We start from the raw sequence: 24,478 nt of genomic DNA on the forward strand, positions 1-24,478 counted from the left end.
GGTGCTCGCTTGTGCAAATTGAAAACGTTTGATACGCTTTGAGAGAGAGAATATAACGTTATATAACAAGCGAGGTAACCATGTTAAACGCAGATCATCCTGAACCATTATATATCCAATTGAAAAAAGCGATCCAATCGAATATTTTCAACGGTACGTTTCAGCAGGGAGAGAAAATTCCCACGGAGACGGAGCTCAGCGAGCGCTATAACGTCAGCCGCATCACCGTCCGCAAAGCGGTCGAGGAGCTGGTCCAGGAGGGTTATCTGACCAAACGGCAGGGCAAAGGGACCTTTGTCAGCCACGCCAAAATCGGCCGGAAAATCGAGCATCTGATCGGCTTCACGGCGGCCTGCCAGGTGAACGGATATACTTCGCGCAGCGAGGTGACCCAAAGGGAAATCGTGGCTCCCGATCCCGAGCTCCAGCACGCGCTTAAACTGGCGAAAGGGGAAAAGGCGATCTATATTCAACGGAAAAGATTCGCCGGAGACCACCCCCTGATGCTGGAGAACAATTATTACCCGGAGCGCCGGTATTCCTTTTTGCTGGATGAACCGCTGGAAGGCTCGCTGTATGACCTGCTGCGCGACAAATACGGGATCGATCCGAACCAGCCGGGGGAGACGACGCTGGAAATCGTGCTGGCGGACGAGGAGCAGGCCCGGTTGCTCGAAACCGAGATCGGCAAACCCCTGTTTTATATGAAGACGGTGATTTGCGATGATCAGGGGTTGCCCGTTCATGTCGGCAAGCAATATATCATTGGAGACCGCTACCGGTTTACGCTTTAACCGCTTCCGCCCTTTTGCCGCGAGTTCCGCTTGGAACGTAGCTTTATAGCTTCTATCTTTATAGCCTCTAACTTTATAGCCTAACTTTATAGCTTTGGCATAATGCGGGGCTGTATATTTTTAGATATAACGTTATAATACGTATTGGAAAAAGGGCGGCTTTCTTAAACCGGATGATTCAAAGTCTCTTATAAGGAGTTGTTATTATGCCCAGCATACAACGCCGGCAAGTTGCGGGAATGAATATTCACTATTTGTTTTACTCCTTGGATTATTTTTTGGACTCGGTGGAAAAGGTCGGCATGCGTACGGTTGAATTGTGGGGAGGGGCGCCGCATTTTTATATGGATGCGCTAAGCTACACCGACTGCACAAGCGTCCGGCGCAAGGCGTCGGCCCGCGGCTTGACGATCGGCGCGTTTACGCCGGAATCGATTATTTATCCGTATAATATCGCCGCTCCGGACCCGGTGCAATTCGCCAAAAGCAAAAGCTATTTCACCAATGCGGTTAAGGCGACAGCCGAGCTCGGCTGCAAGTTGATGACGGTCAATTCGGGTTACGGTTACTTGAACGAAACGAAAGCGGAGGCCTGGTCGAGATCCGCGGACATGCTATCCTATCTGGCCCGTATAGCGGAACAGGAAGGTGTGGTGATCGCCATGGAGGCGCTGCGCCCGGAAGAATCGCAGATTGTGACCACGCTCGCGGACGCCAAAAGAATGCTGGATGAGATCGCTTCTCCGGCCTTCCGGTTGATGGTGGACACCACGGCGATGGGCATTGCCGGAGAGACGCTGGAGCAGTGGTTTGATGCGCTAGGCGAGTCGATCGTGCACCTCCATTTCATCGATGGGACGCCTTACGGCCACCTGGCTTGGGGCGACGGTACCTTTCCGCTGGAGTCGATGATCCAAACGCTGAACGATTATGGGTATCAGGGGTTATTGGGACAGGAAATTACCGATTTCCGCTATTATGAGCGCCCTGACGAAACCGATCTACGGATTATGGAAGCGCTTGAGAAATATATCGGGAAAGACTAGAGGAGGGGGAAGATGAAAGAGACAAATGATGCTTGTGCGGATATCGTGCTGCTGTCAAACGCCGTGTTTAGTGGTGCGGAAGACGAGGCCGCTCCCGGGTTTGTAGCCGTATGCGGCGAGAGAATCAGCGCGGTTGGGCCAAAGTCCGAGGCTTTGCAGTGGATTGGGCCGGAGACGAAGGTTTACGAGCTTGGAGACGGACTGGTCATGCCCGGGATTCACGATAATCATGTGTTTTTTACCGGATATATGTCGATGCATCGAGGTTTGGATTTATCGGCGGCGGCGTCGAGCGGGGAGGCGCTCGATATGCTGAGCCGGTATGCCGAAACCTTGCCTGCTCGCGGAAATGTATACGCTTTCGGGTGGGATGCCGCCGACTGGGGCGGCCTGCCGGAGCAGGGGCCGTTGGACAAGGCGTTTCCGGACCGGGCGGTGATTGCGATCAATCGTAACAAAAGCTATTGTTGGATGAACGCGGTTGCGATCGGAAAATACGGATTTACGCCGGACCGGTGCAGCGCGGAGGCCCGGGCTTTGCTCCTGCGCGACATGCTGCGGGACCGGGAATTGGTGGAGGCCGAGTTTCTGGAATTTTGCCGCATGCTGGCGGGGCGTGGAGTCACTTCGGTCAAAGACATCGGCTTTGACGATTACGCCGGGTTGCTGCCCGTATTGGCGGAGCTTGAGGAGAACGGCCGGCTGCCGCTGCGCGTTCACTTCGCGCTGGAGCCTGTGCTGGGGCCGCTTAACGTTACGGCCGGGCTGGATTACAAAGCGCGCTATCGCGGCGACAAGCTCCGGTTCCAAGGCTTTAAGATCATGGTGGACGGCGTGGTGGCCGATCATACCGGAGATATGCTGGAGCCATATGCCGATCTGCCGGGAGTGACGAACCTGCGGCCGGTCGATTACGAGGCGATTGAAGCCGCCGTCTTGGAGGCGGACCGCCACGGGCTGAAATGCATTTTGACCGCCGAGGGCGACGCGGCGATCCGCCGGGCGGTGTCAATGCTGGAGAAGTGCCGCAAGCTGAACGGAGACCGGGACATCCGGCACTCTATCAGCGATCTGGAATATCCGCATCCGGACGATTTGACGAGGATGGCGGATTTGGGGATTTTTGCGGAAGTGTACGCTCAGATTTTACTTTTGAACCCCTCCCGCGAACAAGCTTATATGGCTGAAGTAGCGGGGAAAGATAAGGAGTGCCGCTTCTACGATTATAAAGCGATGCTCGATGCCGGCGTAACGGTGACGATCGGGACGGATTTACCGTTGTTTATCACGAGCGTACCGGATTCGCTGTACGCCGCCACCGCCCGGTTATTCCCGGACGGGTCGCCGGAAGGCGGATGGTATCCCGAGCGGGGCATGCCGGCGGCGGAGGTGCTGAGGGCATGGACCGTAAACGGCGCGAAGCATTGTTACATGGAAGAGCAGACGGGCACGCTCGCCCCGGGCAAATATGCGGACATCGCCGTTTTCGACCGCAATCTGCTGCGAACTCCAGCGGCGGACTTAAGGAGCGCCAAGGCGCTGCTGACGATTTCCGGCGGTTTGATTACGCATGACGAGGTTGGCCAAACTAGGGAATTTAGGGAATAATGTCATTTTGAAGAAGACGTCTTATAACGATATGAAAACGGCTTAGTTTATACAAATCCGGGAATAGAGGGGATTTCAATGGAAGCGGAAAGTAAAAAACGGAAATGGTCCCTGCCTCATAGTTATGTGTTGATTTTTGCCATTATCGTTCTGATGGCCGCGCTAACCTGGATCGTGCCGAGCGGACAGTTCGACCGCCAGGAGGTTACCGTCGACGGCATGACCAAATCGGCGATCGTGCCGGGAACGTACCATACCGTGCCGAAAAGCGGCGAAGACGGGAATTTGCGCCAGGGGATCCCGCAGATTTTGAGCGCACCGATGGAAGGTCTGATCAATGCCGCGGATGTCGTGGCGTTTGTGCTGATCGTCGGCGGGGCTTTCGGCATCATTTTGCAGAGCGGCGCGGTGGATCGGGCGCTGCTGGCGCTGGCCCGACGGCTCAAAAACAAGGGGATACTCGTCATTCCGATCGCCATGGTGATCTTTAGCCTCGGCGGCTCCACGTTCGGGATGAGCGAGGAAACGATTCCTTTGTACGCGATCTTTATCTCGTTGATGTTTGCGCTTGGATTTGATTCGATGACCGCGATTCTGATCCTGTTTTTGGGCACGCAGATCGGTTACGTCGGCTCTACGACCAATCCGTTTTCGGTCCTGATCGCGCAGGGTGTGGCCGGAATCCACGGAAATCCGCAGCTGTGGTTGCGGTTTATCGAATGGATCGTGTTTACGGGCGTCTCGATCGCGTTTACGATGTGGTATGCCCACCGGGTCAAAAAGCACCCCGAGAAATCGGTCGTCTTCAAAAGCGATTTGCTGACCCGTCCGCTTTTTCTTAAGGAGGATAGCGGCGAAGAGGTGGTTTTCTCCGTGCGGGACAAGCTGATTGTCGGCGGATTTGTCGCCACTTTGGGGTTGATCGTGTGGGGGATTTTGGCCAAAGGCTGGTATATGACCGAAATCGGGGCGGTGTTTTTTGCGCTCGGCCTGTTTGCCGGGATCGTGTCGAAGATGAATCAGCGCGAAATGGCGGAAAATTTCGTCAAAGGCTGCGCCGAATTCATCTATGCCGCCGTCATCATCGGCTTGGCCCGCGGAATTCTCGTCATTGCCGAAAACGGCATGATCATCGACACGATTCTGAACTCTCTGGCCAATCTGCTGAAAGGGTTGCCGAGTTACGCATTTACGACAATCATGCTGCTGGTGCATAACGTCATCACGTTCCTGGTGCCTTCCTCCTCCGGCGAAGCGGCGTTGACGATGCCGGTGCTGGCCCCGCTGGGCGACCTGGTCGGCATCAACCGCGAAGCGATCGTTACGGCCTACCAGTTCGGGAACGGCCTAACCAATCTGATCTCCCCGACGGGCGGAGTACTGCTGGCCGGCCTGGCGATCGCCCGCATCAACTTCGGCCAATGGATCAAAGTGATCATCAAGCTGTTCGCCGTCCTGTGGATCATCGCGGCCGTATTTGCGGCCATCTCCGCTTCGGTGGGGATGTGAGCGGGAAATTGCGGCTTGGCCGCAAGAGAGCGCTTGGGCCCTGATGGCTCGGGCTTGGCCGGCCTCTGAGCCTTGCGTGGCTCTGAGTTATCTGGCCTGCACATTGCGTGGCTCTGGGTATCTGGTCAGCGCCCTGCGCGGCTCTGGGTTATCTGGCCTGCACATTGCGTGGCTCTGGGTATCTGGTCAGCGCCCTGCGCGGCTCTGGGTTATCTGGCCTGCACATTGCGTGGCTCTGGGTATCTGATCAGCGCCCTGCGCGGCTCTGGGTTATCTGGCCTGCACATTGCGTGGCTCTGGATAACTGGTCGGCGCCTTGCACGGCTCTGGGTATCTGGTCAGCGCCTTGCGCGGCTCTGTCCTGGCCGATTTCGCCTAACGCGGCTGGTTTTGGCTGACCGCACTTCCTGCTAGCTTTAGCCGCCTGCATCATGCGAGCGGCTAAACTTTGTTTAGCACTTGGCAGATAACGTGCGTCTTCCCTTTTACTTTGCAGAACCAACTGCAAAAGTGCAGTTCATTTTTCTGAATTTCACGTTTCCGGGGAGATGAAATGTAAAAGTGCAGTTGATTTCTATCGAATTTACAAATTATGGTTATACAGGCGAGTACGAGCTGCACTTTTGCATTTGAACCGCCCATATTGAGCAGCTTCGACAAAAATCGCCTGCACTTTTGCATTTGGTGGGAGACTTGCATAGTATGTACGCGTATAGAATGGCCTACGACTGGTATGCACTCGGTACCAACTAACTTGCACTAGAACGAACCGCATGATCTCGTACCAACTAACTTGCACTAGAACGAACCGCATGATCTCGTACCAACTAACTTGCACTAGAACGAACCGCATGATCTCGTACCAACTAACTTGCACTAGAACGAACCGCATGATCTCGTACCAACTAACTTGCACTAGAACGAACCGCATGATCTCGTACCAACTAGCTTGCACTAGAACGAACCGCATGATCTCGTACCAACTAACTTGCACTAGAACGAACCGTATGATCTCGTACCAAACTAGCCTGCATTTACCGGCTTGAATTTCGTTGGAAACCGGCCTTACTAGTATTCCGGTCTGCCATCGAAGGTTCACGCGAAACTGCCATCGAATCAGCCATCGAGCTTCTTCATCGCAGATCGCACTGGAGCTGTCATGGAGGATCCCGCCGGAGCTGTCATCGAGGATCCCGCCGAATTAGCTATCGAATTAGCTATCGAATCAGCTGTCGAATCAGTTATCGAATCAGCTGTCGAATCTACCATCGAGGTCCCTATCGAGGTCCCCGTCGACTCTGCCGTCGAAGCCGCCGTCAAGGCCATCATCAAGGCTGCCATCCGGGATTTCATCGATATACGCGGATTGCTCTTCGGCGGCGATCGCCTGGATTTCCTCGGCGCCGATGCTGAAGTAGGCGTATCCGTCTTGGGCCTGCTTTTTCAAAGCGCGTTCTTTGAAAAATTTCGGGCTGGCTTCGCCCGCGTCTTCGTCATAAACGAGCAGGATGCCGTCCGTTTTGCGGAATAACAGCTCGTCCCTGGCCTTGAACTGCCAAGGCCCGGTATACGGCTCTTTGCTCGCCTCGGCGAAAAAGTCCACCTGCTGCAAAATTTGCCGGTAGTATTGTTGTTTCTCTTCGCTCCATTTTTCTTCCTGGCGGCTGTACGCCGTAATGATGGAGCATTTCAGCTGCGGGTATCTCCGCTTCAAGCCGAACACGGCTTCGCAGGCCCACAGGTCAACGCCGTACTGCCCGGGCGTAATCACCCATTCAAGGCCTTCCTCCGCCAGCGGAATGAGCCGGGAGGCGATGGCTTGACGGATATAGGGGATGCCTTTGTGCTTGTTGCTGTAAATGCCGAGCTCGTGCGCCCGGTAACCGGTAACCAGAATATTTTTCAAAGGTGAAAACTCCTTATGCTTCTAAATAGGGTTATCTCTATTATAAACTTTTATGGGATTTCGTCCCTCACGCAGTAGCATATAGTTCTAAATAACTATATAATCAGGACCTTGAACTTCGGATAAACTGGACTTTTTTCCCTATTGCTTTCACCGCATGTTAGTTAACATGGATAGGAATACATAATTTAGGAGGACAAGCTTTTGAAGAAGTGGGTCACAGTACTATTGACAGCCATTTTGGCAGTAAGTTTGACAGCATGCGGGGGAGAAAAGGCGGCAAAAGGCGGCAATGCCGAAGGGGGAGCGCAAACGCCGGCTACTGCGGAGACTTCGGGTAACACTGGAGCCGTACCGACGGTGGACGAGCTGATCCAAAAAACAACGGAAGCCAGCAAAGGGTTGAAAAGCTTCTCGATGGATGCCAGCGTAAACCAAAATATTGTCGTAACCGCAGGGGAACAGAAGCAGGAGCAAAAGGTCGACATGAAGATGAAGATCGACACGACCAAGGAACCTCTGGCCATGTACAATGAAACGCAAATGTCCATCCCGGACAGCGGGGAACAGAAATTCGAGCAATACGTCACCGAAGAAGGCATCTTCACGAATGCTACGGGCACCTGGACGAAGCTGCCGGATGATCAGCGCGATCAAATCTTGGCCAGCATGGGGCAATCGGCTAATCTGGAAAAACAACTGGAGCAGTTTAAGGCGATTGCCGGCGAGACGAAAGTGTCCGAAGAAGGCGGCGAATATATCCTGGCGGCCGACGTGTCCGGCGACAGCGTTAAAGAGCTGGCGAAAACGCTCATGAGCCAGTCCGGCGGGGAAAATGAGCAAATGGCGGCGATGCTGGATCAAATGAACATTAAAGGCATCAAAATTACTTACGGCATAAACAAGGAAACTTATTTGCCGACAAAAACCAATGTCGAAATGACGATGGAAATGAGCCAGGACGGCCAAAGCGTTTCGCTCGAAATGAAGATGGACAGCACGATTTCCAAGCACAACGAAGTTTCCGAAATCAAAGTGCCGCAAGAGGTTTTGGACAGCGCGGTATAATGTTATAACGGCAGAGCAAACAAGGGCGGGATGCAACGGGCACCCGCTCTTTTTGCATGGAGCGCAAAGCGAAAAACAAACCGCTTGACCCGGTTCGCCTGATCGGACGGGACAGCGGTTTGTTTTTTTATGGGTACAAGGAAACCGCGTCGTATAGGAGGGACGTCGTTGTATAGGTTTGTCTGTTAACGGTTACAAAAATGAAGCTTTATTATCCATGAATCGAGAAAAGAGTGAACATCGTATAAAACACGGCATAAAACGTACCCAGCGCAACAATCCACAAAAATGCGTTGCCTTTAGAATCGCTTCCGTTTTGCCACATGAGGATCAGCTCCTTTTAAGAGGTGATTCAAAAAGTCCCTTTTGATCACGAAGTGAAGCCGGGCTTTTTGAATTCGCACTTTGAATTCGTTCACCGGCAGGATGAAATTGTGAACGTTTTGTGTCTAACTCTATTATTGAACATTTTGTGTCAAAATTCAAACAATTTTTTGAACAAATGGAGCTGGATTTTTTCGGACACCCGAAACTCATCTTTAGCGATTCTTTATAATTGCTTGATAAGCTCTCTGGCAGAGGGGGAAATCCCCCATAATAATGACAGAGGATGATGGCAGATGAATGAAGTTTTACGAACGGTGAATCTGGAAAAACGCTTTGGCAGACATGCCGCCGTTTCCGGCGTGTCGCTTCATATCCGCCCGGGCACGGTGTACGGCCTGCTGGGACCCAACGGCGCCGGGAAAACGACAACGCTGAAAATGATCGCGGGACTGCTGCGGCCTACCTCCGGCGAAATATGGGTGAACGGCAAGCTGTGGAGCCGCGATTGCCTGGCGGAGATCGGGGCGCTGATCGAATCGCCGGCGCTGTATGGCAATTTGACGGCGCGCGAAAACCTGCTGGTGCATACCCGGCTTCTGAACCTGCCCGAAACACGGATCCGGGAGGTGCTTGAGACTGTCGGCCTCACCGGTACCGGCCGCAAAAAGGCGTCCCAATTTTCGCTGGGCATGAAGCAAAGGCTGGGGATCGCGATCGCGCTTGTGCAAAACCCGAAACTGCTGATTTTGGACGAGCCGACGAACGGGCTTGATCCGCTTGGCATCCAGGAGCTGCGCGAACTGATCCGCTCTTTTCCAGGGCGGGGCATTACGGTGATCCTGTCGAGCCACATCCTGACCGAGGTGGAGCATACCGCCGACGATATCGGCATTATCAGCGGGGGGCGTCTGTGCTATGAGGGGGCGAACCGGCGCGGCAGCGACCTGGAGGCGCTGTTTATGGAAGTGGTCCGGGAAAACCGGGTGAAGGAGGGGATGGGCCATGCTTAACTTGCTTCGGGCGGAAATCTTGAAATCAAAACGCACCTTTGCCAGGAAGCTGGCCTGCGGCGCTCCTTTGTTCTTCGTGCTGTTCGCAATCGTCGTCAAAATACTGATGCCGGATCAGACGATCGGCGGCTGGGACGCGCTCCTGTTCATGGTGTTTAACTGGTGGCCGGTACTGTTTGTGCCGGTCGGGAACGCGCTATTGTGCGGTCTGACGGAAGCGCGCGAGAAAAAATCGGGCGCCGAACGCTCCTTGCGGGCGCTGCCGGTTTCGCCCCGGCGTTTGTGGCTGGCCAAAGCGGCTGTTCTGGCCGGCCACACGCTGGCGTCCTCCGCCGTTTTGGTCGCGTCGGTAGTGACCGCGGGCCTGCTGATCGCCGAGGGGCCTGTGCCCTTCACGGACATTGCCATGGCCAGCGCGGTGGTCTGGCTGCTGTCGGCGGCCTTGATCCCCCTGCATTTGCTCGTGGCGGCATGGAAGGGCACGGCCGTCTCGCTCCTGCTCGGTTTGGCCGGAATGTTCGCCGGCGTCCTTGCGGCGTCGCGGCCGTATTGGCTGCTCGTCCCGTGGAGCTGGCCGGCCCGCCTGATGGCCCCGCTCATTGGGGTCCATCCGAACGGCGTCCCGCTTCCGGCCGGCGATCCGCTGCTTAGCCGCGCCGTCATTCCGGCCGGGTTCGCGGCCGCGATCGCGTTTCTGGCCATCACCTTGCTCCTGACCGCGCTGTGGTACTCCCGCCGGGAGGTACGTTAACGATGGCTCTTCTGCGCATACTCCGCGCCGACTGGCTGCTCACCAAACGCACCGGCTACCGCTGGCTCGTGTTCGCGGCGCCGCCGCTGGCCGCGGGAATTTTACTGTGGTATTATTCGGGCCGGCCGGTGACGCCGGGTTTGGCGAACTCGATATATGACGCGTTCTTCCAATTGATCGCCTCCGCGCTGCCGCTCGCCATCGGCCTGCTGTCCGGGATGCTCGCCATGCAGGAGGAGCAGGCCGGCCGTTTCGGCGGGCTGCTCGGGCGGCGGCAGCCGCGGGCGCTGAGCTACGCGGGCAAGCTGCTGATGGTGGCGCTGCCCGTCGGCTGCGGCATCTTCGCGGCCACGCTGCTGCTCGTCACCGGCATGGGGACGCTGCTTGGCATAGCCAACGCCGATGCCGGATTTTTTCTCGCGGGAGCGGCGTATGGGACGCTCGGCTCGCTGGCGCTTTGCGCGCTGCATCTATGGCTGGCGTTCGCTTACGGGATGGGCGCTTCCGCCGCGGCCGGCGGGGCGGGCTTTCTGCTCGCCGCGATCGTCGGCGCCACGGCCATCGGGGACCGCATTTGGACATTCGTCCCCTGGGCCTGGCCGGTCCGGCTGTCGCTGCTGCCGCTCATGCAGCGACAGCCGGAATTTCAGCAGGGGCAAGGCGCCCTGGCCCTTGAGCTGTACCTCCGGCAGGCCAACGCCGCCCTCCTGCTGGCGCTCGCCGCGTTTATCGTTCTCGCAATCTGCGGTACAATATGGTTTGTCCGCTGGGAAGGACGCAAAACTTACGAATAGAAATGGCGGAGGTTGCGATGAGTACGATTTTGATCGTTGACGATGAGCGGGACATGGTGGAGCTGCTGGCGGATGAGCTCACGGCCAGGGGGCACAACGTGCTGGCCGCGTACGACGGGGACCGCGGCATCGAGCTGGCGGGCTCGCAGCCCGATCTGGTCATTTTGGATATCATGATGCCGGGGCGGGACGGCTTTGAGGTGTGCCGGGCAATCCGCGACACCGTCCGCTGTCCGATCCTGTTCGTCAGCGCCCGGCAGTCGGAAAACGACCGGGTCAAGGGCTTTTCGCTCGGCGGCGACGATTACATCGTCAAGCCTTTTGGCCTGCGGGAATTTCTCGCCCGCATCGAGGCCAATCTGCGCCGGGAGGAACGCGCCAGACAAAACGCAAATGCCGCTGGCCCCATCCGTACCGCCGATACCACCAGCACCACCGATACCACCGGCACTGCGAATATCACCGGCACTTCCGGTGCGGGAACTGCGGCACAAGCGCTTCTGCGCTGGCGGAACCTGGAGCTCGACCTGAAAGGCATGGCCGTAACGGTTTGCGGCACGCCGGTGGCGCTGACCCGGAGGGAGTACGAAATCGTCGAGCTGCTTGCGCTGCACGCGGGCCAGGTTTTTTCCCGGGAGCAGATGTATGAACGGATTTGGGGTTTGGATGCGGAGGGCGACTCGTCCACCGTCGTTGAACATATCAAAAAAATCAGGGCCAAGCTGGCCGCGGCCGATCCGTCCGGGGACTATATCCAGACCGTATGGGGCATTGGCTACAAATGGAATAAGGGGTAAGCAGATGAAAAAAATCGCCCATTGGTCGCTGAAATCGCAGTTTACCCTCGGCTTTGCGCTGATCCTTGCGCTCAGTTTGGCGGCTACCGTTATTACCTATGCGTTTGGGGTCCTGCTGTTCACCCGGATGGAGAACAGCAGCGTTTATCCGGCCAATTTTTACGAAAAACAAATTCCGGGCATTAAGGAATACATCCGGGAGGAAAATACGGCTTTGCTCGATCCGTCCCGGAGGGAAGCGCTGGAAGCCAAAGTGCCCGCGGCCGGCTTCCTTTATCAGGTGGTCGACGGCGAAGGAGACTATATCTATGGAACATTCCACGACCAAATTTTCGCAGGAAAACGGCAATTGTACGACAGGCTGAACACGGTGACCGGGCTCCGCGGCCGGTATGTCCAGACGGTGCCGGTGATCGGCGGGGACGGGCGGATTTCAGGGGCCATCCTGCTCTCCTACACGCTGAGCCCGACGTACGCCGAAGGCCGCGGCTGGCTGGCGGCCGTTTACATCGCTATTTTGCTGTCGCCGTTTTTTTACATCCTGCTGTTTACGCTGCTGTTCGCTAGACGAATCGCCGGGCGGATGAACGAGCCGATCCGCATGCTGATGCAGGCGTCCCGCAAAATTGCCGACAAGGATTTGGACTTCACGATTGAATACCGCTCCGGCAATGAACTCGGCCAACTGTGCGCCGCGTTCGCGCAGATGCAGGAGGAGCTCCGCTCGTCGTTGTCCGCGCAGTGGCGGCTGGAGCGGGAAAAAGCCGAAATGGTCGAAGCGCTGGCCCATGATCTGAAAACGCCGATATCGCTCATTTCGGGTTATGCCGAGGCTTTGCTGGAATCCGGGGCCGCGGATGATAAGCAGCGCCGTTATCTTTCGGTGATCCACGACAATGCGCAAAAAAGCGCCGGGCTCGTGCGCCAGCTGCAATACAGCGCCGAGGTGGAACGGCTCGAAGGGCGGCTTGACGTCTCGCCGGTCGAACTTATTCCCTGGACCGAAAAGCTGGTGGGGCAATTCGAACCGGCCGCCAGAGACAAGGGGATTCGCCTTCTCTTTCACCCGGAAGGGGCCGAAGGAGTATACCGGATCGATACGGAGAAGCTGGAGCGGATCCTCGGCAATATCATATCCAACAGCATTTCTTACGCATCGGAAGGCGGGCGCATCGAAGTCGGCCTCAAAACCGAAGAGCGGCAGGTTCTTTATCGGATTCGGGATACCGGTCCCGGTTTTAACCCTGGGGAGGAGAAAAAGGTGTTTGAGCGTTTTTACCGGGCCGACAAAGCGCGCGGACAGGCGGAAGGCCACTCCGGCCTGGGACTTTACATCGCCAAGCGGCTGGTTGAAAGCCACGGGGGCTGGATCAAAGCCGGCAACGCGGAGGACGGCGGAGCGGTGGTGACGTTTGCGATCGCCGCCGCAGCCGCGGGAGAATAGGGCGATCGCACCGGCGGTTGCCAGGCAACCGCCCTGTAATTGTCCGAAAATCGCCGTATTCCGGCAAGCCGGCAATTGGCTTATAATAAATGCGTACGACAGCGGGCGGTTTGCCAGCCCAGAATCGACAACGCTTACATAAGATCCGCTCCGAAAGCCGGACTAACCCTGGGGAAACGAAAGGAGTAACAGTCACGCATGATTTTTAAGGAGAACGACGTCGTATTGTTTCAAGGCGACAGCATTACCGACTGCGGGCGGAATTACGAGGACAGTTCCTCGCTGGGCTTCGGTTATCCGCTGATGGTGGCTTCGCGGCTGGGACATTTGTTCCCGGAGAAAAACCTTGTTTTTGTAAACCGCGGCATCAGCGGGAACCGGGCCATCGATCTGAAAAACCGCTGGGACCGGGATTGCCTTGACCTCAAACCAACTTGGGTATCGATTCTGATCGGCATTAACGACACCTGGCGGGGGTTCGATTCGAACGACGTAACAACCGCAGAACAATTTGAGGCGTCTTACCGCAACATTTTGGAACGCACCAAGGAGCGGCTGGATGCGAAGCTGATTTTGCTGGAGCCGTTTGTGCTGCCGATTCCGGAGGATCGCAAACAGTGGCGCGCTGACCTTGATCCGAAAATCGCCATCGTGCGCGAGCTCGCCCGCGAATTCGAAGCGATCCTCGTTCCGCTCGACGGCTTGTTTGCGGCGGCTTCCGCCAAAGCGGAGCCGGCTTACTGGGCGCCGGACGGCGTCCATCCTTCGGCAGCGGGACACGGGCTGATCGCGGATGCCTGGATCAGAGCCGCCGGAGTGTAATTTCTTGATCGAAAAAGACCGCCGGAGGAATTCCTCCGGCGGTCTCTTTGTGCGCAAACCCGGAGGCATCGGCGGCGGATTTCGCGGGGGCGCCGAGGTAGGTTAGCTGGTCGTCGCCAGCGAAATTATCGCTGCCGATCCTCTGTTGGCAATAGAGACAATAGAGACAATTTGTGCCGTTATTTTCGAGATTTGCTGGCTCCTGCGCAAAATAGAGGAAATTTATGCCGTTATTTTGGGACTAGGCTGGGAAAAAGCACCTGGTTGCCCTCACCTTACTCAAATAGGGACAATAAATTCCTCTATTTCTGCAGGCCCCCTTTTTTCGGGAAAATAAGGCCCTTTTTTGTCGTTATTCCCGGGGTGTTTTGGAGTATTTACAAAAACGCTCCGGGACAGCCGCCTCTAATACTTCGTATTGCCGGACTGGCTGGTGTTGCCGGAAGCAAACCCTTTGAACAGCGTGGGCACATTATGATACCGCGTGTTTGTGATTTTGGCCGTACTCGTTTTGCTGTCCGTTCTGAAAATGGAGTCCTTCACATCGGAAATGTCCGAATTATCCAGCGTGAACACGACTTTATACGAAGTGCCGCCGTTTTGCCGGGCTAATTTGCCGATGTCGTTGGCCTTGAAATTCTTAATGTTGATCGTGCCGGCCGCGTTGGCCTGGAACACTTTGTCGTATGCTTTATACGCTCCGCCGCCGGTAATATTGACCGTGCCGGACTTTTTGAGCGTCAGGGCGTCTTCGCCTACGTCAAGCCAGGTCACGTTTGAGATGGTGCCGTTGCCGTAGACGTGCACGCCGTCGGCGCCCGGTGCGCCGATATAGACGTTTTTCAGGGTTGCGTTGTTTTCCAGTTTGAAAATCGGTTTCTGGTTTTCGGCCTGGCTGCCGTCCCCCAAGGTGTCGGGATTCGCCACATATGTCTGGCCTTTCCCGTCAAATGTTTCCCCCGCTTTCACCACAATCGTTGAGTTGACCACAATCGGGGTCGCGGCTTTCGCTGGTGTTACTCCTGATAGCGCTACCAAAATTACACTGGACAAAATAAGGGCTAGGGCTTTTTTCAACTCACATACCTTCCTTTCTCCAACGAAATTTTTCGGTGGTTCAAAAACGTATGCTGCTTCCACCGTTGGATGCGCTTCCAGATGTGCACCTCCGGCCGCATCTAAATCCAATAATATCCTTATTCAGTAACAATATCAATATTTGGAATCTGGTTTTTTGAATTTTCCTTTCCGGTATATGCAGGTGATTTCCTTGCTTTCCTCGAAAAGAGTATCATGATGAAAATTATTCGTTTGGCTCAGGAGGGGATTCGCAAGTGGGAGAAACGGCGAAAATCAAATGGGGCATTATGGCGTCCGGCTGGATTGCCGAGCAATTCGCGGAGGACCTGGCCCATGCCGGAAATGGGGAAGCCTATGCCGTAGGCTCGCGTTCGCTGGAAAAAGCCAAGTCGTTTGCGGATAAATACCGTATCCCGCAGGCTTACGGCAGCTATGAGGAGCTTCTGGCGGATGCCAACGTGGACGCGGTTTATGTGGCGACTCCGCATCCTTTGCACAAGGACAATGTCATGCTGGCGCTGCGGGCCGGAAAAGCGGTTTTGTGCGAAAAGCCGTTTACGGTGAACAGCGCCGAGCTGGAGGAGCTCGTCGCCTACGCGCGGGAGCGCAAGCTGTTTCTGATGGAAGCGATGTGGACGCGGTTTCTGCCCGCGATTCGCCGGGTCCGGGAATGGCTGGCCGCCGGGCGGATCGGGGAGGTGCGCCTGGTGAAAGCCGATTTCGGCTTCCGCGCCGATTGGAACCCGGCCGGCCGCCTGTTCAACCCGGAGCTTGGTGGAGGCGCGCTGCTGGATGCCGGCATTTATCCGGTTTCCTTTGCCGCGATGGTGCTGGGCGCCAATCCGCAGCAAATCCAAAGCACGGCTCACCTTGGGGAAACCGGAGTGGATGAGTATTTTTCCGCGCTGCTCACTTATGAGGGCGGCAAAATCGCCTCCCTGAACGGAGGCGTCCGGCTGGCGATCGGCAACGATGCGTACATTCACGGCACCCAAGGGAAAATATACGTCCCCGGCTTCTTGAACGCCAAAACCGCCACCTTGTACGCGGACGGAGAAGAAGCGGAAACGTTCGTCGACGACCGCGCAACGAAGGGTTATGTGTTTGAAGCGGAGGCAGTCGGACAGGCCCTGAGCGCCGGGCTGACCGAAAGCGCGGAAATCCCGCTGGACGAGTCGCTGGCCATCATGCGCCTGCTCGATAAGATCCGTGAACCGTGGGGGCTGCGTTATCCGTTTGAAAAGCAAGCGTAAAAACTTTATCCCGTCGGGCCAGAGAAGCCTTGGCGGGATTTTTTTGCACGGATTGCGGTGCCGCCGAAGGGAATGAAACCGGATGGAGGTGGGGTGAATGTTCTAAAATGAAGCATCCGGGAATATGTATAATAAGGGGCAGCTTTTAGCCGCCCCGGCGGTACAACCTTTCCAGTCGGGATGTCTGAAAGTTTGTTAGATTATTTTTTTCGTCGAGAACGCGTTTCCCGTTTTTTCTTCGTCCACCATGCTTTCCAACTGCTGCACCTGCTCGGAAAGCTCCTCAAGCGAGGTTTCGATCTTGCCCAATTTATCGCCGACGGTCTGCAGCACATACTTGATCAGAATGAAGCACAACGTGACAGGAAACCCGACATTGGCAACCAACGACACGATATCCGCAACCTGCATGCTAATACCTCCTTTGATTTTTTGGGCCTTTCACTTATATAGTGAAATTTATTTGGGCAAAGTACAACCAATAATTAGAAAAAATGTTATAATAATAATTAGCTATATAATTATGGTTGTGTATGGCCCGTCAAAATTTCCCTATATATAGAAGATGAAAATGAAAGGGGGAAGTCGTTATGAAAGAACAACACACCGTGTACGAGCAATATCGCAAAGAAGTTTATCGGATCGCTTGGAGGGTTCAGTACAAAGCCAAGACTGTGAGAAAACGGGAATGTTCGTTCAATGGAGTCGAGCCGGCCGTAACCTGCTTCACCTCATCTTCTGATAACAAAATCGTTGTGAGACAGTTGATTAATGCGCTTCCTTCCGATACGGGCAAAACGATCATCCACAAACTCTTTCTACAGGACAAAACTGAGGAGGAAGTCGCCCGCGAGTTGAATATGACTCAGCAAGGGGTGAACAAATGGAAACGAAAGATGATCAAAGAGCTGTCCCGGATGATGAAGAGTTCCTGAATTTGCTGCGCAAAGCGAGGGAGAACGATCCCGAATCGACGTTAAAGCTGATTGAGTTGTTTAAAGGCGACATTTTGCATACAAGCAAGTTTATCCATATGTCTAAAGAAGACGCCGTTTCCGATATCATTCTCGAGTTTCTGGAGATGATCAAGGAGCGGAAGGACTGAGGACGCTAGGAGACGGAAAAGCCTGCGCTTTTGCAGGCTTTTTCAACATATCAGAAAGTATAAAATTCCGAGGGAGCACGTTGTTATTTCCGGGTTTATTTTACCTTTATAGATGGAGGTTCAATTTACGCTGCGAGGCCGGGGCGATTTTCGCTTGCGTCCGGTATTTGGCGACGGTTCTTCTGGAGATGGAGATTCCTCTTTCCTGGAGCAGACCGGCGATGAGCTGATCCGTAAGAGGTTTCCTTTTATCTTCGCCCGCGATCAACTCGCGGATCATTTGCTTGACCGCGCTGACGGCGAGCATATCCCCGGACTTCGCTTCAATTCCCCCGGCCAAAAAATATTTGAAGCTGTACACGCCCCAGGGCGTATCCAGCCATTTGTCTTTGATCGCGCGGCTGACGGTGGACGGATGCATCCCCGTGCTGCGGGCGATTTGTTCCAGCTTAAGCGGTTTGAGTTCATGGATGCCGCCTTGGAAAAAAGCCCGCTGCTTCCGCACAATCGCGGTTACTACTTTTAACAACACCGAACGGCGGTAATCCAACTGATGGGCCAGCGTCCGTGCCTCGTCGATTTGCTGCCTTAACTCCCCGGAACATGCCTCTTTTATGCTTTCGAGATAGCCGGTGTCTTCATACAGGCTAATCTTGACCGAATTCAAGGCGATTTTCAGGCGTCCGTCGGCCATCGTTACGCTGGCGGCGATATCCTTCACTGCCGGGGCGGGCTCTGCGTCCTCGTAAACCAATCCTGGCCGGGGCTGCAGCTTACGGATGCGGGCCAGGCTTTCCGCCACTTCTGCAAGCGGAGCTCCGGTTTCCCTGGCGATGGCCGGCAGGTCGCCCCGCGCCGTTTCTTCCATGTAGCTGTGCACCATTATATAGGCCAGGGAGTTTTTTCGGCCTTCGCGAATCAACTGCAGTTCCAGGCACTCTTGCAATGAACGGGCGCCGATCCCGGGCGCGCCTTCCTGCTGCAGCAGCCAAAGCGCCCTGGCGAACGCGGCGCGGGAAATGCCGGCCTGTTCGGCATGGCGGTCGATGTCCGGCGGCAAATACCCCGCTTCGTCCAAATTCCCGATCAGGAATTGCAAAGCTTTTTTCACCTTAGGATCATCCACGCTGAATTTTAACTCCTCCCAAATCGCCTCTTCACTCGTTGTTTTCGCTTTCAACTTATAGCCCAGCAGTTCAGTGGACAAGCCCGCGGCGGTTTGCCTGGATAGGCCGGCGGACATACGACTATTTGGCCGCGGCGGCAGGATTTCGATAAACGGATTGGTCTGCGCCTTTTCGCTGATTAGGCGTTCCAATTCGCCGTTCGCCATCGCAAGCAGCCGAAACGTCTGGAGCATTTGCGGATTGACGTTCAATTGCGCGGTTTGGCGTTGCTTGTTTTGGATTTGGGTACGCACGCGGATGAACTCCTTTCCAAATAACGATGGTGATTCACGCCACGCCGGGCAGCGCGATTTTTTAATATGATACACCGCCTTCTCGTAAAAAGAAGTTAGCCTTTACTTTTTAGGCGGGGGAAAAATATTTTTTTGGCCAAAGTTCACATTGGGTTCAAAAATGAGCGATAACGCATCGTTTGCTTTCTTTTCTTCTAAATATTTGGGATTTCGTTATCAAAAGCTGGAACGCTTGCGGATCGCGGAACCATCTTCCATGGAGGGGGTTCTGTTCTAAATGTTTAGAAATATTGGCGGCCGTCCGGTCCGGAGACATTGCCTCCGGATTTTTATTTTTTGCTGGAGTGCCGGGCTTTTCCGCCACTGTCATCGGAGTTTGGCACGGTTTTTGCTTGTTAGTTTAATTGAACCACATTTTTGCTGCAACGAGGTGAAAGGAAAATTGAAAGACAAAGTAATTCGGCTCGACGAGGCGCTTTCGTTCCTGAGGAGCGGAATGACGGTCATGATGGGGGGATTTATGGGCGTTGGCGCGCCAGAGGGTTTGGTGCGGGCGATCCTGGACAGCGGGCTGAATCAATTGACCCTGATCTCCAGCGATACGGGAACGGCCGACAAAGGCTGCGGGCCGCTGGTCGTCCAGCGCCGGGTGAAGAAGCTGGTCGCCTCCCATATCGGCACCAATCCGGAGACGGGCCGGCAAATGATCGCCGGCGAACTGGAAGTGGAATTGACCCCGCAGGGCACGTTCGCCGAACGGATCCGCGCGGGCGGCGCCGGCTTGGGCGGCGTGTTGACCCGCACGGGGCTCGGCACCCTGGTGGAAGAGGGCAAGCCGAAGGTGGCTGTGGACGGCCGGGAATATTTGCTGGAAACCCCGCTGCGCGCCGACGTGGCCTTGCTGAAAGCTTACAAGGCGGACCGGGCGGGCAACTTGGTGTTCCGCAAGTCGGCGCGCAATTTCAACCCGATCATGGCCCTGGCCGCGGATCTGGTGATCGCGGAAGCCGAGCAGATTGTGGAGATCGGCGAGCTGGACCCGGACAGCATTGTCACTCCGGGGATATTGGTGGACAAAATCGTGCAAAGCGGAGGTGAACGGGAATGAAGAGAAGCGAAACGGGGGCGCTGACGGCCAAACAGAAAATCGCCAAACGGGTGGCGCAGGAAATCCGCGACGGGGATGTGGTGAACCTCGGCATCGGGCTGCCCACGTTGATCCCCGCTTTTCTGGACTCGCGGATCGATATTCAGATTCAATCCGAAAACGGATTTATCGGCCTGACGGATGTGAACGAACAGACGGACAAGGATCTGGTGAACGCGGGCGGCCAGCCGACCGGCCTTCGTCCCGGGGGCAGCTATTTCGACAGCTCCGTGTCGTTTGCGCTGATTCGCGGCGGTCATGTGGACGTGTCCGTGCTCGGCGGACTTGAGGTGGATGAGCAGGGCAATCTGGCCAACTGGATGGTTCCCGGAAAAATGGTGCCGGGCATGGGCGGGGCGATGGATTTGGTCACCGGCGCCAAAAAAGTCATCATCGCCATGGAGCATTGCGCCAAGGACGGCGCGGCGAAAATCGTCAAGCGCTGCACGCTGCCGCTGACGGCCGTCGGCGTGGTGTCCATGATCGTCACCGAGCTGGCGGTATTCCGCTTTGCGGAGCGGGGGCTGGAGCTGATCGAATTGGCGGACGGCGTAGATCTGGACACGGTAAAAGCAAAAACAACGGCGTCTTTTGCCGTTAATCTGCCGCAACTTTAAGTGCGAGCTCATAAAGTCCGGTTTTCCGGCACCGGGAAGAACAATCTCTTTAAAAGAAAGGTAGGAAGCGATTTGAACGAGGTAGTTATTGTCAGCGCCGTACGTACGGCGATTGGGGCTTTTATGGGGGCGCTGGGGGAGGTTCACGCCGCGGAGCTTGGGGCCGCCGTAATCAGGGAAGCGGTAAGCCGGGCGCAGATTTCCGCGGACATGGTGGATGAAGTGTTCATGGGGAACGTGCTTCAGGCTGGCGAAAAGCAGAACCCGGCGCGCCGCGCCGCTTTGCTGGCGGGATTGCCGCAGGAGGTGCCGGCGACTTCGTTGAACTTGTTGTGCGGGTCCGGGTTGAAAGCGGTTCACCTTGCTTCCCAGGCCATCTATAGCGGGGAGGCGGAGATCGTCGTGGCCGGCGGCATGGAATCGATGAGCACCGCTCCTTACGTGCTGCCCGGAGCGCGCCAAGGGTACCGCATGGGCGACCGGGCGGTGGTGGACAGCATGGTGAGCGACGGCTTGACCTGCTCGATGGGCGGCTATCACATGGGGATCACGGCGGAAAACATCGTCGCGAAGTACGGCATAAGCCGCGCGGAGCAGGATGAGTACGCCGCCCGCAGCCAGCAAAAAGCGGTCGAGGCCGTCCGCAAAGGAGTGTTCGCCGAGGAGATCGTGCCCGTATCCGTGCCGCAGCGCCGGGGCGAGCCTGTGATTTTTGCCACAGATGAGAGCCCGCGGGAAGGGGTTACAGTAGAGAAACTGGCAAAGCTGAAACCGGCCTTTACCGAGGCGGGCAGCGTAACGGCGGGCAACGCGTCGGGGATCAACGACGGCGCGGCCGCGCTGGTGCTGATGAGCCGGAGCAAGGCCGAAGCGCTGGGCATTAAGCCGCTGGCCGTTGTCCGCGCCAACGCCAGCGCCGGCGTCGATCCGGCGATCATGGGCACCGGGCCGATCCCGGCCACCCGCAAGGCGCTGGCCAAAGCGGGCTTGACTGTGGCCGACATCGATCTGATCGAAGCCAATGAGGCGTTTGCGGCGCAGGCGCTGGCGGTGGCCCGCGAGCTGGGCTTTCCGGAGGACCGCTTGAACGTCAATGGCGGTGCCGTGGCGCTGGGTCATCCGATCGGAGCCAGCGGCGCGCGGGTGCTCGTGACGCTGCTGTACGAAATGAAGCGGCGCAGCGCCAGACACGGCCTGGCTACGCTGTGTATCGGCGGCGGGATGGGCGTGTCCACGATCGTGGAGCTGGTATAGCGCTTGGGGCTTATTTTGCAGTACAGTCTGTATCCGGAGGTTAGAATATGCTGGCTTTGCTAGGTGTTTTGACGATTGCGCTTTTTCTGTATTTAATCATGACCAAAAAGGTTTCGGTCATTGTCGCGCTGGTGATCGTACCGGTTCTGTTCGCGGTGATCGGCGGATTTTGGGATCAACTGGGGGAGGCTACTTTAAACGGCGTGATCCAGGTGGCCCCGACGGGCATTATGCTCATGTTCGCCGTACTCTACTTCGGGTTGATGTCCGATGCCGGTTTGTTTGACCCTATAATTAAAAAAGTGGTGTCCGCCGTCAAAGGCGATCCGCTGAAAATTATTGTCGGCACGGCGGCGGTGACGATGCTCGTGCATCTGGACGGCGACGGGACCGCGACCTTCATGATTACGATCACCGCCTTCCTGCCGATCTACAAGCGCATCGGGATCAACAAGCTGATCTTGCCTTGCGTGGTCGCTTTGGGGGCGGGGGCGATGCATCTCGTTCCCTGGTCGGGGACGCAGGCGCGGGCCATGTCCGCGCTGCAAACCGATGCCAGCCAGATGTTCACCGCGATTCTTCCGTCCATGGCCGGCGGGATTATCTACGTGCTGGCGGTCGCTTTTTTCCTGGGCTTAAGGGAGCGCAAGCGGCTGGGCGTCATTGATTTCAACTACAACATGGAGGATGAATTGACCGAGGAACAAAAGGCGATGCGCCGCCCCAAGCTGTTCTGGTTTAACGCGGTGTTTACGGTGCTGTTGATCGTCGGTCTGATGACGCATATTTTTCCGCATACGATTTTGTTTATGATTGGGTTTGCGGTCGCCCTGCTGGTCAATTATCCCAACCTGAAAGACCAGTCGGCGCGTTTGAACGCCCATGCCAAAAGCATTGTGCTCGTGACCAGCATGATTTTTGCGGCCGGGATTTTTTCCGGCATCCTGAACGGCACGGGGATGATCGCCGCGATGGCCGATTCGCTCGTCTCGATCGTGCCCGATTCGATGGCGCGGTTCCTGCCGCTGATTCTGGCCGTCATCAGCATGCCGCTGAGTTTGGTGTTTACGCCGGACGCGTTCTATTACGGGATGCTGCCGATTTTAGCCCAAGCGGTGGCCAACTTCGGGATGGACCCGATCGAAATCGGACGGGCCGCCATCTTCGGACAGATGACCGTCGGCTTTCCGCTTAGCCCGCTGACGGCGTCGACGTTTCTGCTCGTCGCCCTCTCCGAGGTGGACCTGGCGGAGCATCAGAAGTTTACCTTCAAGTGGGCTTGGGGCACGTCGCTTGTGTTTACCGCGATAGCGCTCATCACAGGAACCATATCGATATAAAGACAAAAAAAGTGGAGGACTGATAAGCAATGAAAGCAATCCGTATCGGCGCGGGAGCGGGGTACGCCGGAGACCGTCTGGAACCGGCCTTGGAGCTGATGGAAAAAGGCAACCTTGACTATATCATGTTCGAATGTTTGGCGGAGCGCACCATCGCGATCGCGCAGCAGCAGAAATTGAAGGACCCGACGAAGGGCTACAACCATTTGCTGGAGCACCGGATGGTCAAAGTGCTGCCCCTTTGCAAACGGCATAATGTGAAAGTCATTACAAACATGGGAGCGGCCAACCCGCTGTCCGCGGCGCAAAAAATCAAAGAGATCGCCGAGAACCTCGGCATTACCGGCCTTAAGATCGCCGCTGTGACCGGAGACGACATCGCGGACAAAATCGACCGATATATCGACTACCCAACCATCGAAACTGGCGAGAAGCTTGGTTCCCTACGCTCCTCGATCGTCTCGGCCAACGCCTATATCGGGGCTGCAGGAATCGTAGAAGCGCTGGGTAACGGAGCGGATATCGTCGTCACCGGCCGTGTGGCCGACCCGGCGCTGGCGATCGCCCCGCTCGTTTATGAATTCGGCTGGAGCATGGAGGATTACGACCTGCTGGCCGCCGGGACGGTGGCCGGGCATTTGCTGGAGTGCGGAGCGCAGGTTAGCGGGGGCTACTACGCCGATCCGGGGTACAAAGACGTGCCGGAGCCATGGAACATCGGTTTTCCGATCGCCGAGGTCGACAGCGCCGGAAATATTGTGATCGAGAAGCTCCCGGATACCGGAGGCGTGGTTAATAAGGATACGATTAAAGAACAACTGCTGTATGAAATTCACGACCCGGCCAATTATCTGACCCCTGATGTGGTCGCCGATTTTACGGAGCTGACCGTTGAAGAAATCGGTTTGAACCAGGTTAGAGTGACGGGAGCCAAAGGAAAAGCCAAGACGGGCTTTTATAAAACGAGCGTGGGGTATCAAGATTGTTATATCGGTGAAGGCGAGATGAGCTACGGCGGCAGCGGGGCTTACGAACGGGCCAAACTGGCCGGAGAAATTGTGGCCAAACGGCTGGAGATGCTGCAGGTGCCGATCCAGGAGCTGCGCGTGGATTACATCGGAGTAAATTCATTGTACGGAAATAAAATTTCCCGTATGATTAATGCTGATTTTAACGGACTAAGCGAAGTCCGCCTGCGGGTGGCGGGAAGAACGCTCGAACGCAAGCATGCGGCCTTGATCGGCAATGAAGTGGAGGCGCTGTACACCAACGGGCCGGCCGGAGGCGGGGGAGCCCGGGCGGGCGTCAAAGAGATCGTCTCGATTGCGTCCGTGTTGGTGCCGGCCGATGATATTGAGATTGCCGTATTTTACGAGGAGGTGTAGA

Annotated in this window: 23 protein-coding genes; 19 read left to right on the forward strand and 4 right to left on the reverse strand. The window is 56.0% G+C overall.

The genetic code is table 11. The annotated features are described in order from the left end of the window. The first annotated feature begins 80 nt into the window (after positions 1–80). The 4 genes from NYE69_RS09640 to NYE69_RS09655 all read left to right on the forward strand — a co-directional run bounded on the left by NYE69_RS09640 (position 81) and on the right by NYE69_RS09655 (position 4,957). Entirely contained in the window at positions 81–794 is a 714-nt protein-coding gene (locus tag NYE69_RS09640) for a GntR family transcriptional regulator (RefSeq protein ID WP_340925973.1), read from the forward strand. A 206-nt stretch (positions 795–1,000) separates the two neighbouring features. Continuing rightward, on the forward strand, positions 1,001–1,840 hold the full coding sequence (locus NYE69_RS09645; RefSeq protein WP_340925974.1) for a sugar phosphate isomerase/epimerase family protein: 840 nt from the start codon (positions 1,001–1,003) through the stop codon (positions 1,838–1,840). A 12-nt stretch (positions 1,841–1,852) separates the two neighbouring features. Then, positions 1,853–3,448 carry an amidohydrolase gene (locus NYE69_RS09650; protein WP_340925976.1) on the forward strand — a complete coding sequence of 532 codons (1,596 nt, stop codon included), beginning with the start codon at positions 1,853–1,855 and terminating at the stop codon, positions 3,446–3,448. A 78-nt stretch (positions 3,449–3,526) separates the two neighbouring features. Beyond that, positions 3,527–4,957, forward strand: a complete 1,431-nt coding sequence (locus NYE69_RS09655) for a YfcC family protein (RefSeq protein ID WP_340925977.1) — start codon at positions 3,527–3,529, stop codon at positions 4,955–4,957. 1,249 nt (positions 4,958–6,206) lie between these two features. On the opposite strand, the gene NYE69_RS09660 is transcribed toward NYE69_RS09655, so the two are convergent. Further along, the gene (locus NYE69_RS09660; RefSeq protein WP_328270509.1) at positions 6,207–6,863 is read right to left on the reverse strand and encodes a DUF1273 domain-containing protein; all 657 of its coding nucleotides are present in this window, start codon (positions 6,861–6,863) and stop codon (positions 6,207–6,209) included. 204 nt (positions 6,864–7,067) lie between these two features. Between NYE69_RS09660 and NYE69_RS09665 the strand changes: the two genes are divergently transcribed. The 7 genes from NYE69_RS09665 to NYE69_RS09695 all read left to right on the forward strand — a co-directional run bounded on the left by NYE69_RS09665 (position 7,068) and on the right by NYE69_RS09695 (position 13,876). Then, positions 7,068–7,931 carry a DUF6612 family protein gene (locus tag NYE69_RS09665; protein WP_328270508.1) on the forward strand — a complete coding sequence of 288 codons (864 nt, stop codon included), beginning with the start codon at positions 7,068–7,070 and terminating at the stop codon, positions 7,929–7,931. A gap of 620 nt (positions 7,932–8,551) precedes the next feature. After that, the gene (locus tag NYE69_RS09670) at positions 8,552–9,268 is read left to right on the forward strand and encodes a lantibiotic protection ABC transporter ATP-binding protein (protein ID WP_328270507.1); all 717 of its coding nucleotides are present in this window, start codon (positions 8,552–8,554) and stop codon (positions 9,266–9,268) included. Continuing rightward, the gene (locus NYE69_RS09675) at positions 9,261–10,019 is read left to right on the forward strand and encodes a lantibiotic immunity ABC transporter MutE/EpiE family permease subunit (RefSeq protein WP_340925978.1); all 759 of its coding nucleotides are present in this window, start codon (positions 9,261–9,263) and stop codon (positions 10,017–10,019) included. Before NYE69_RS09670 ends, NYE69_RS09675 begins: the two co-directional genes overlap by 8 nt. A 2-nt stretch (positions 10,020–10,021) precedes the next feature. Then, positions 10,022–10,813, forward strand: a complete 792-nt coding sequence (locus tag NYE69_RS09680; RefSeq protein ID WP_340925979.1) for a lantibiotic immunity ABC transporter MutG family permease subunit — start codon at positions 10,022–10,024, stop codon at positions 10,811–10,813. 17 nt (positions 10,814–10,830) lie between these two features. Next, positions 10,831–11,610, forward strand: coding sequence for a response regulator transcription factor (locus NYE69_RS09685; RefSeq protein WP_326044781.1), 780 nt, complete (start codon positions 10,831–10,833; stop codon positions 11,608–11,610). A 4-nt stretch (positions 11,611–11,614) separates the two neighbouring features. Then, on the forward strand, positions 11,615–13,054 hold the full coding sequence (locus tag NYE69_RS09690; RefSeq protein ID WP_340925981.1) for a sensor histidine kinase: 1,440 nt from the start codon (positions 11,615–11,617) through the stop codon (positions 13,052–13,054). Between the two features lie 198 nt (positions 13,055–13,252). Further along, on the forward strand, positions 13,253–13,876 hold the full coding sequence (locus NYE69_RS09695; RefSeq protein WP_326044779.1) for an SGNH/GDSL hydrolase family protein: 624 nt from the start codon (positions 13,253–13,255) through the stop codon (positions 13,874–13,876). 405 nt (positions 13,877–14,281) lie between these two features. On the opposite strand, the gene NYE69_RS09700 is transcribed toward NYE69_RS09695, so the two are convergent. Then, positions 14,282–14,932, reverse strand: a complete 651-nt coding sequence (locus NYE69_RS09700) for a pectate lyase (RefSeq protein ID WP_445744826.1) — start codon at positions 14,930–14,932, stop codon at positions 14,282–14,284. 278 nt (positions 14,933–15,210) lie between these two features. On the opposite strand from NYE69_RS09700, the gene NYE69_RS09705 reads away from it, so the two are divergent. Then, on the forward strand, positions 15,211–16,209 hold the full coding sequence (locus NYE69_RS09705; protein ID WP_340925983.1) for a Gfo/Idh/MocA family protein: 999 nt from the start codon (positions 15,211–15,213) through the stop codon (positions 16,207–16,209). Positions 16,210–16,404: 195 nt separating this feature from the next. Here the strand turns inward: NYE69_RS09705 and NYE69_RS09710 are convergent, their stop codons facing one another. After that, a complete protein-coding gene (locus NYE69_RS09710; RefSeq protein WP_036625559.1) occupies positions 16,405–16,620 on the reverse strand; it encodes a hypothetical protein in 216 nt (71 codons plus the stop codon). A gap of 179 nt (positions 16,621–16,799) precedes the next feature. Here NYE69_RS09710 and NYE69_RS09715 point away from each other — a divergent pair, with 179 nt between their 5' ends. Beyond that, complete coding sequence (locus NYE69_RS09715) at positions 16,800–17,144, forward strand: sigma-70 family RNA polymerase sigma factor (RefSeq protein ID WP_340925984.1); 345 nt, start codon at positions 16,800–16,802, stop codon at positions 17,142–17,144. Next, on the forward strand, positions 17,093–17,314 hold the full coding sequence (locus tag NYE69_RS09720; protein WP_036625556.1) for a hypothetical protein: 222 nt from the start codon (positions 17,093–17,095) through the stop codon (positions 17,312–17,314). Before NYE69_RS09715 ends, NYE69_RS09720 begins: the two co-directional genes overlap by 52 nt. A gap of 106 nt (positions 17,315–17,420) precedes the next feature. Here the strand turns inward: NYE69_RS09720 and rpoN are convergent, their stop codons facing one another. Further along, positions 17,421–18,734: an RNA polymerase factor sigma-54 gene (gene rpoN / locus NYE69_RS09725; protein ID WP_340925985.1), complete on the reverse strand. Its 1,314-nt coding sequence runs from the start codon at positions 18,732–18,734 to the stop codon at positions 17,421–17,423. 442 nt (positions 18,735–19,176) lie between these two features. On the opposite strand from rpoN, the gene atoD reads away from it, so the two are divergent. The 5 genes from atoD (at position 19,177) to NYE69_RS09750 (ending at position 24,477) form a co-directional block, all read left to right on the forward strand. Then, entirely contained in the window at positions 19,177–19,842 is a 666-nt protein-coding gene (gene atoD / locus NYE69_RS09730; RefSeq protein WP_340925986.1) for an acetate CoA-transferase subunit alpha, read from the forward strand. Then, positions 19,839–20,498: a 3-oxoacid CoA-transferase subunit B gene (locus NYE69_RS09735; protein ID WP_340925987.1), complete on the forward strand. Its 660-nt coding sequence runs from the start codon at positions 19,839–19,841 to the stop codon at positions 20,496–20,498. Before atoD ends, NYE69_RS09735 begins: the two co-directional genes overlap by 4 nt. A 72-nt stretch (positions 20,499–20,570) precedes the next feature. Then, positions 20,571–21,752 (forward strand): acetyl-CoA C-acetyltransferase, encoded by a 1,182-nt coding sequence (locus NYE69_RS09740; RefSeq protein ID WP_340925988.1) that lies wholly within the window; start codon positions 20,571–20,573, stop codon positions 21,750–21,752. Between the two features lie 47 nt (positions 21,753–21,799). Continuing rightward, the gene (locus NYE69_RS09745; protein ID WP_036625549.1) at positions 21,800–23,092 is read left to right on the forward strand and encodes a CitMHS family transporter; all 1,293 of its coding nucleotides are present in this window, start codon (positions 21,800–21,802) and stop codon (positions 23,090–23,092) included. Positions 23,093–23,121: 29 nt separating this feature from the next. Further along, positions 23,122–24,477 carry an acyclic terpene utilization AtuA family protein gene (locus NYE69_RS09750; RefSeq protein WP_340925989.1) on the forward strand — a complete coding sequence of 452 codons (1,356 nt, stop codon included), beginning with the start codon at positions 23,122–23,124 and terminating at the stop codon, positions 24,475–24,477. Position 24,478: the final 1 nt, after the last annotated feature.

This window comes from Paenibacillus sp. FSL R5-0527 (assembly GCF_038008055.1).
GTDB lineage: Bacteria > Bacillota > Bacilli > Paenibacillales > Paenibacillaceae > Fontibacillus > Fontibacillus macerans.

What these genes read in the sequence shown, in the direction of transcription:
- NYE69_RS09715 (WP_340925984.1), top strand. Translation starts at nt 16,800, where the DNA reads ATGAAAGAACAACACACCGTGTACGAGCAATATCGCAAAGAAGTTTAT.
- NYE69_RS09655 (WP_340925977.1), top strand. Translation starts at nt 3,527, where the DNA reads ATGGAAGCGGAAAGTAAAAAACGGAAATGGTCCCTGCCTCATAGTTAT.
- NYE69_RS09640 (WP_340925973.1), top strand. Translation starts at nt 81, where the DNA reads ATGTTAAACGCAGATCATCCTGAACCATTATATATCCAATTGAAAAAA.
- NYE69_RS09710 (WP_036625559.1), bottom strand. Translation starts at nt 16,620, where the DNA reads ATGCAGGTTGCGGATATCGTGTCGTTGGTTGCCAATGTCGGGTTTCCT.
- NYE69_RS09645 (WP_340925974.1), top strand. Translation starts at nt 1,001, where the DNA reads ATGCCCAGCATACAACGCCGGCAAGTTGCGGGAATGAATATTCACTAT.
- NYE69_RS09670 (WP_328270507.1), top strand. Translation starts at nt 8,552, where the DNA reads ATGAATGAAGTTTTACGAACGGTGAATCTGGAAAAACGCTTTGGCAGA.
- NYE69_RS09680 (WP_340925979.1), top strand. Translation starts at nt 10,022, where the DNA reads ATGGCTCTTCTGCGCATACTCCGCGCCGACTGGCTGCTCACCAAACGC.
- NYE69_RS09690 (WP_340925981.1), top strand. Translation starts at nt 11,615, where the DNA reads ATGAAAAAAATCGCCCATTGGTCGCTGAAATCGCAGTTTACCCTCGGC.
- NYE69_RS09750 (WP_340925989.1), top strand. Translation starts at nt 23,122, where the DNA reads ATGAAAGCAATCCGTATCGGCGCGGGAGCGGGGTACGCCGGAGACCGT.
- NYE69_RS09735 (WP_340925987.1), top strand. Translation starts at nt 19,839, where the DNA reads ATGAAGAGAAGCGAAACGGGGGCGCTGACGGCCAAACAGAAAATCGCC.
- NYE69_RS09720 (WP_036625556.1), top strand. Translation starts at nt 17,093, where the DNA reads ATGGAAACGAAAGATGATCAAAGAGCTGTCCCGGATGATGAAGAGTTC.
- NYE69_RS09695 (WP_326044779.1), top strand. Translation starts at nt 13,253, where the DNA reads ATGATTTTTAAGGAGAACGACGTCGTATTGTTTCAAGGCGACAGCATT.
- NYE69_RS09675 (WP_340925978.1), top strand. Translation starts at nt 9,261, where the DNA reads ATGCTTAACTTGCTTCGGGCGGAAATCTTGAAATCAAAACGCACCTTT.
- NYE69_RS09650 (WP_340925976.1), top strand. Translation starts at nt 1,853, where the DNA reads ATGAAAGAGACAAATGATGCTTGTGCGGATATCGTGCTGCTGTCAAAC.
- NYE69_RS09685 (WP_326044781.1), top strand. Translation starts at nt 10,831, where the DNA reads ATGAGTACGATTTTGATCGTTGACGATGAGCGGGACATGGTGGAGCTG.
- NYE69_RS09745 (WP_036625549.1), top strand. Translation starts at nt 21,800, where the DNA reads ATGCTGGCTTTGCTAGGTGTTTTGACGATTGCGCTTTTTCTGTATTTA.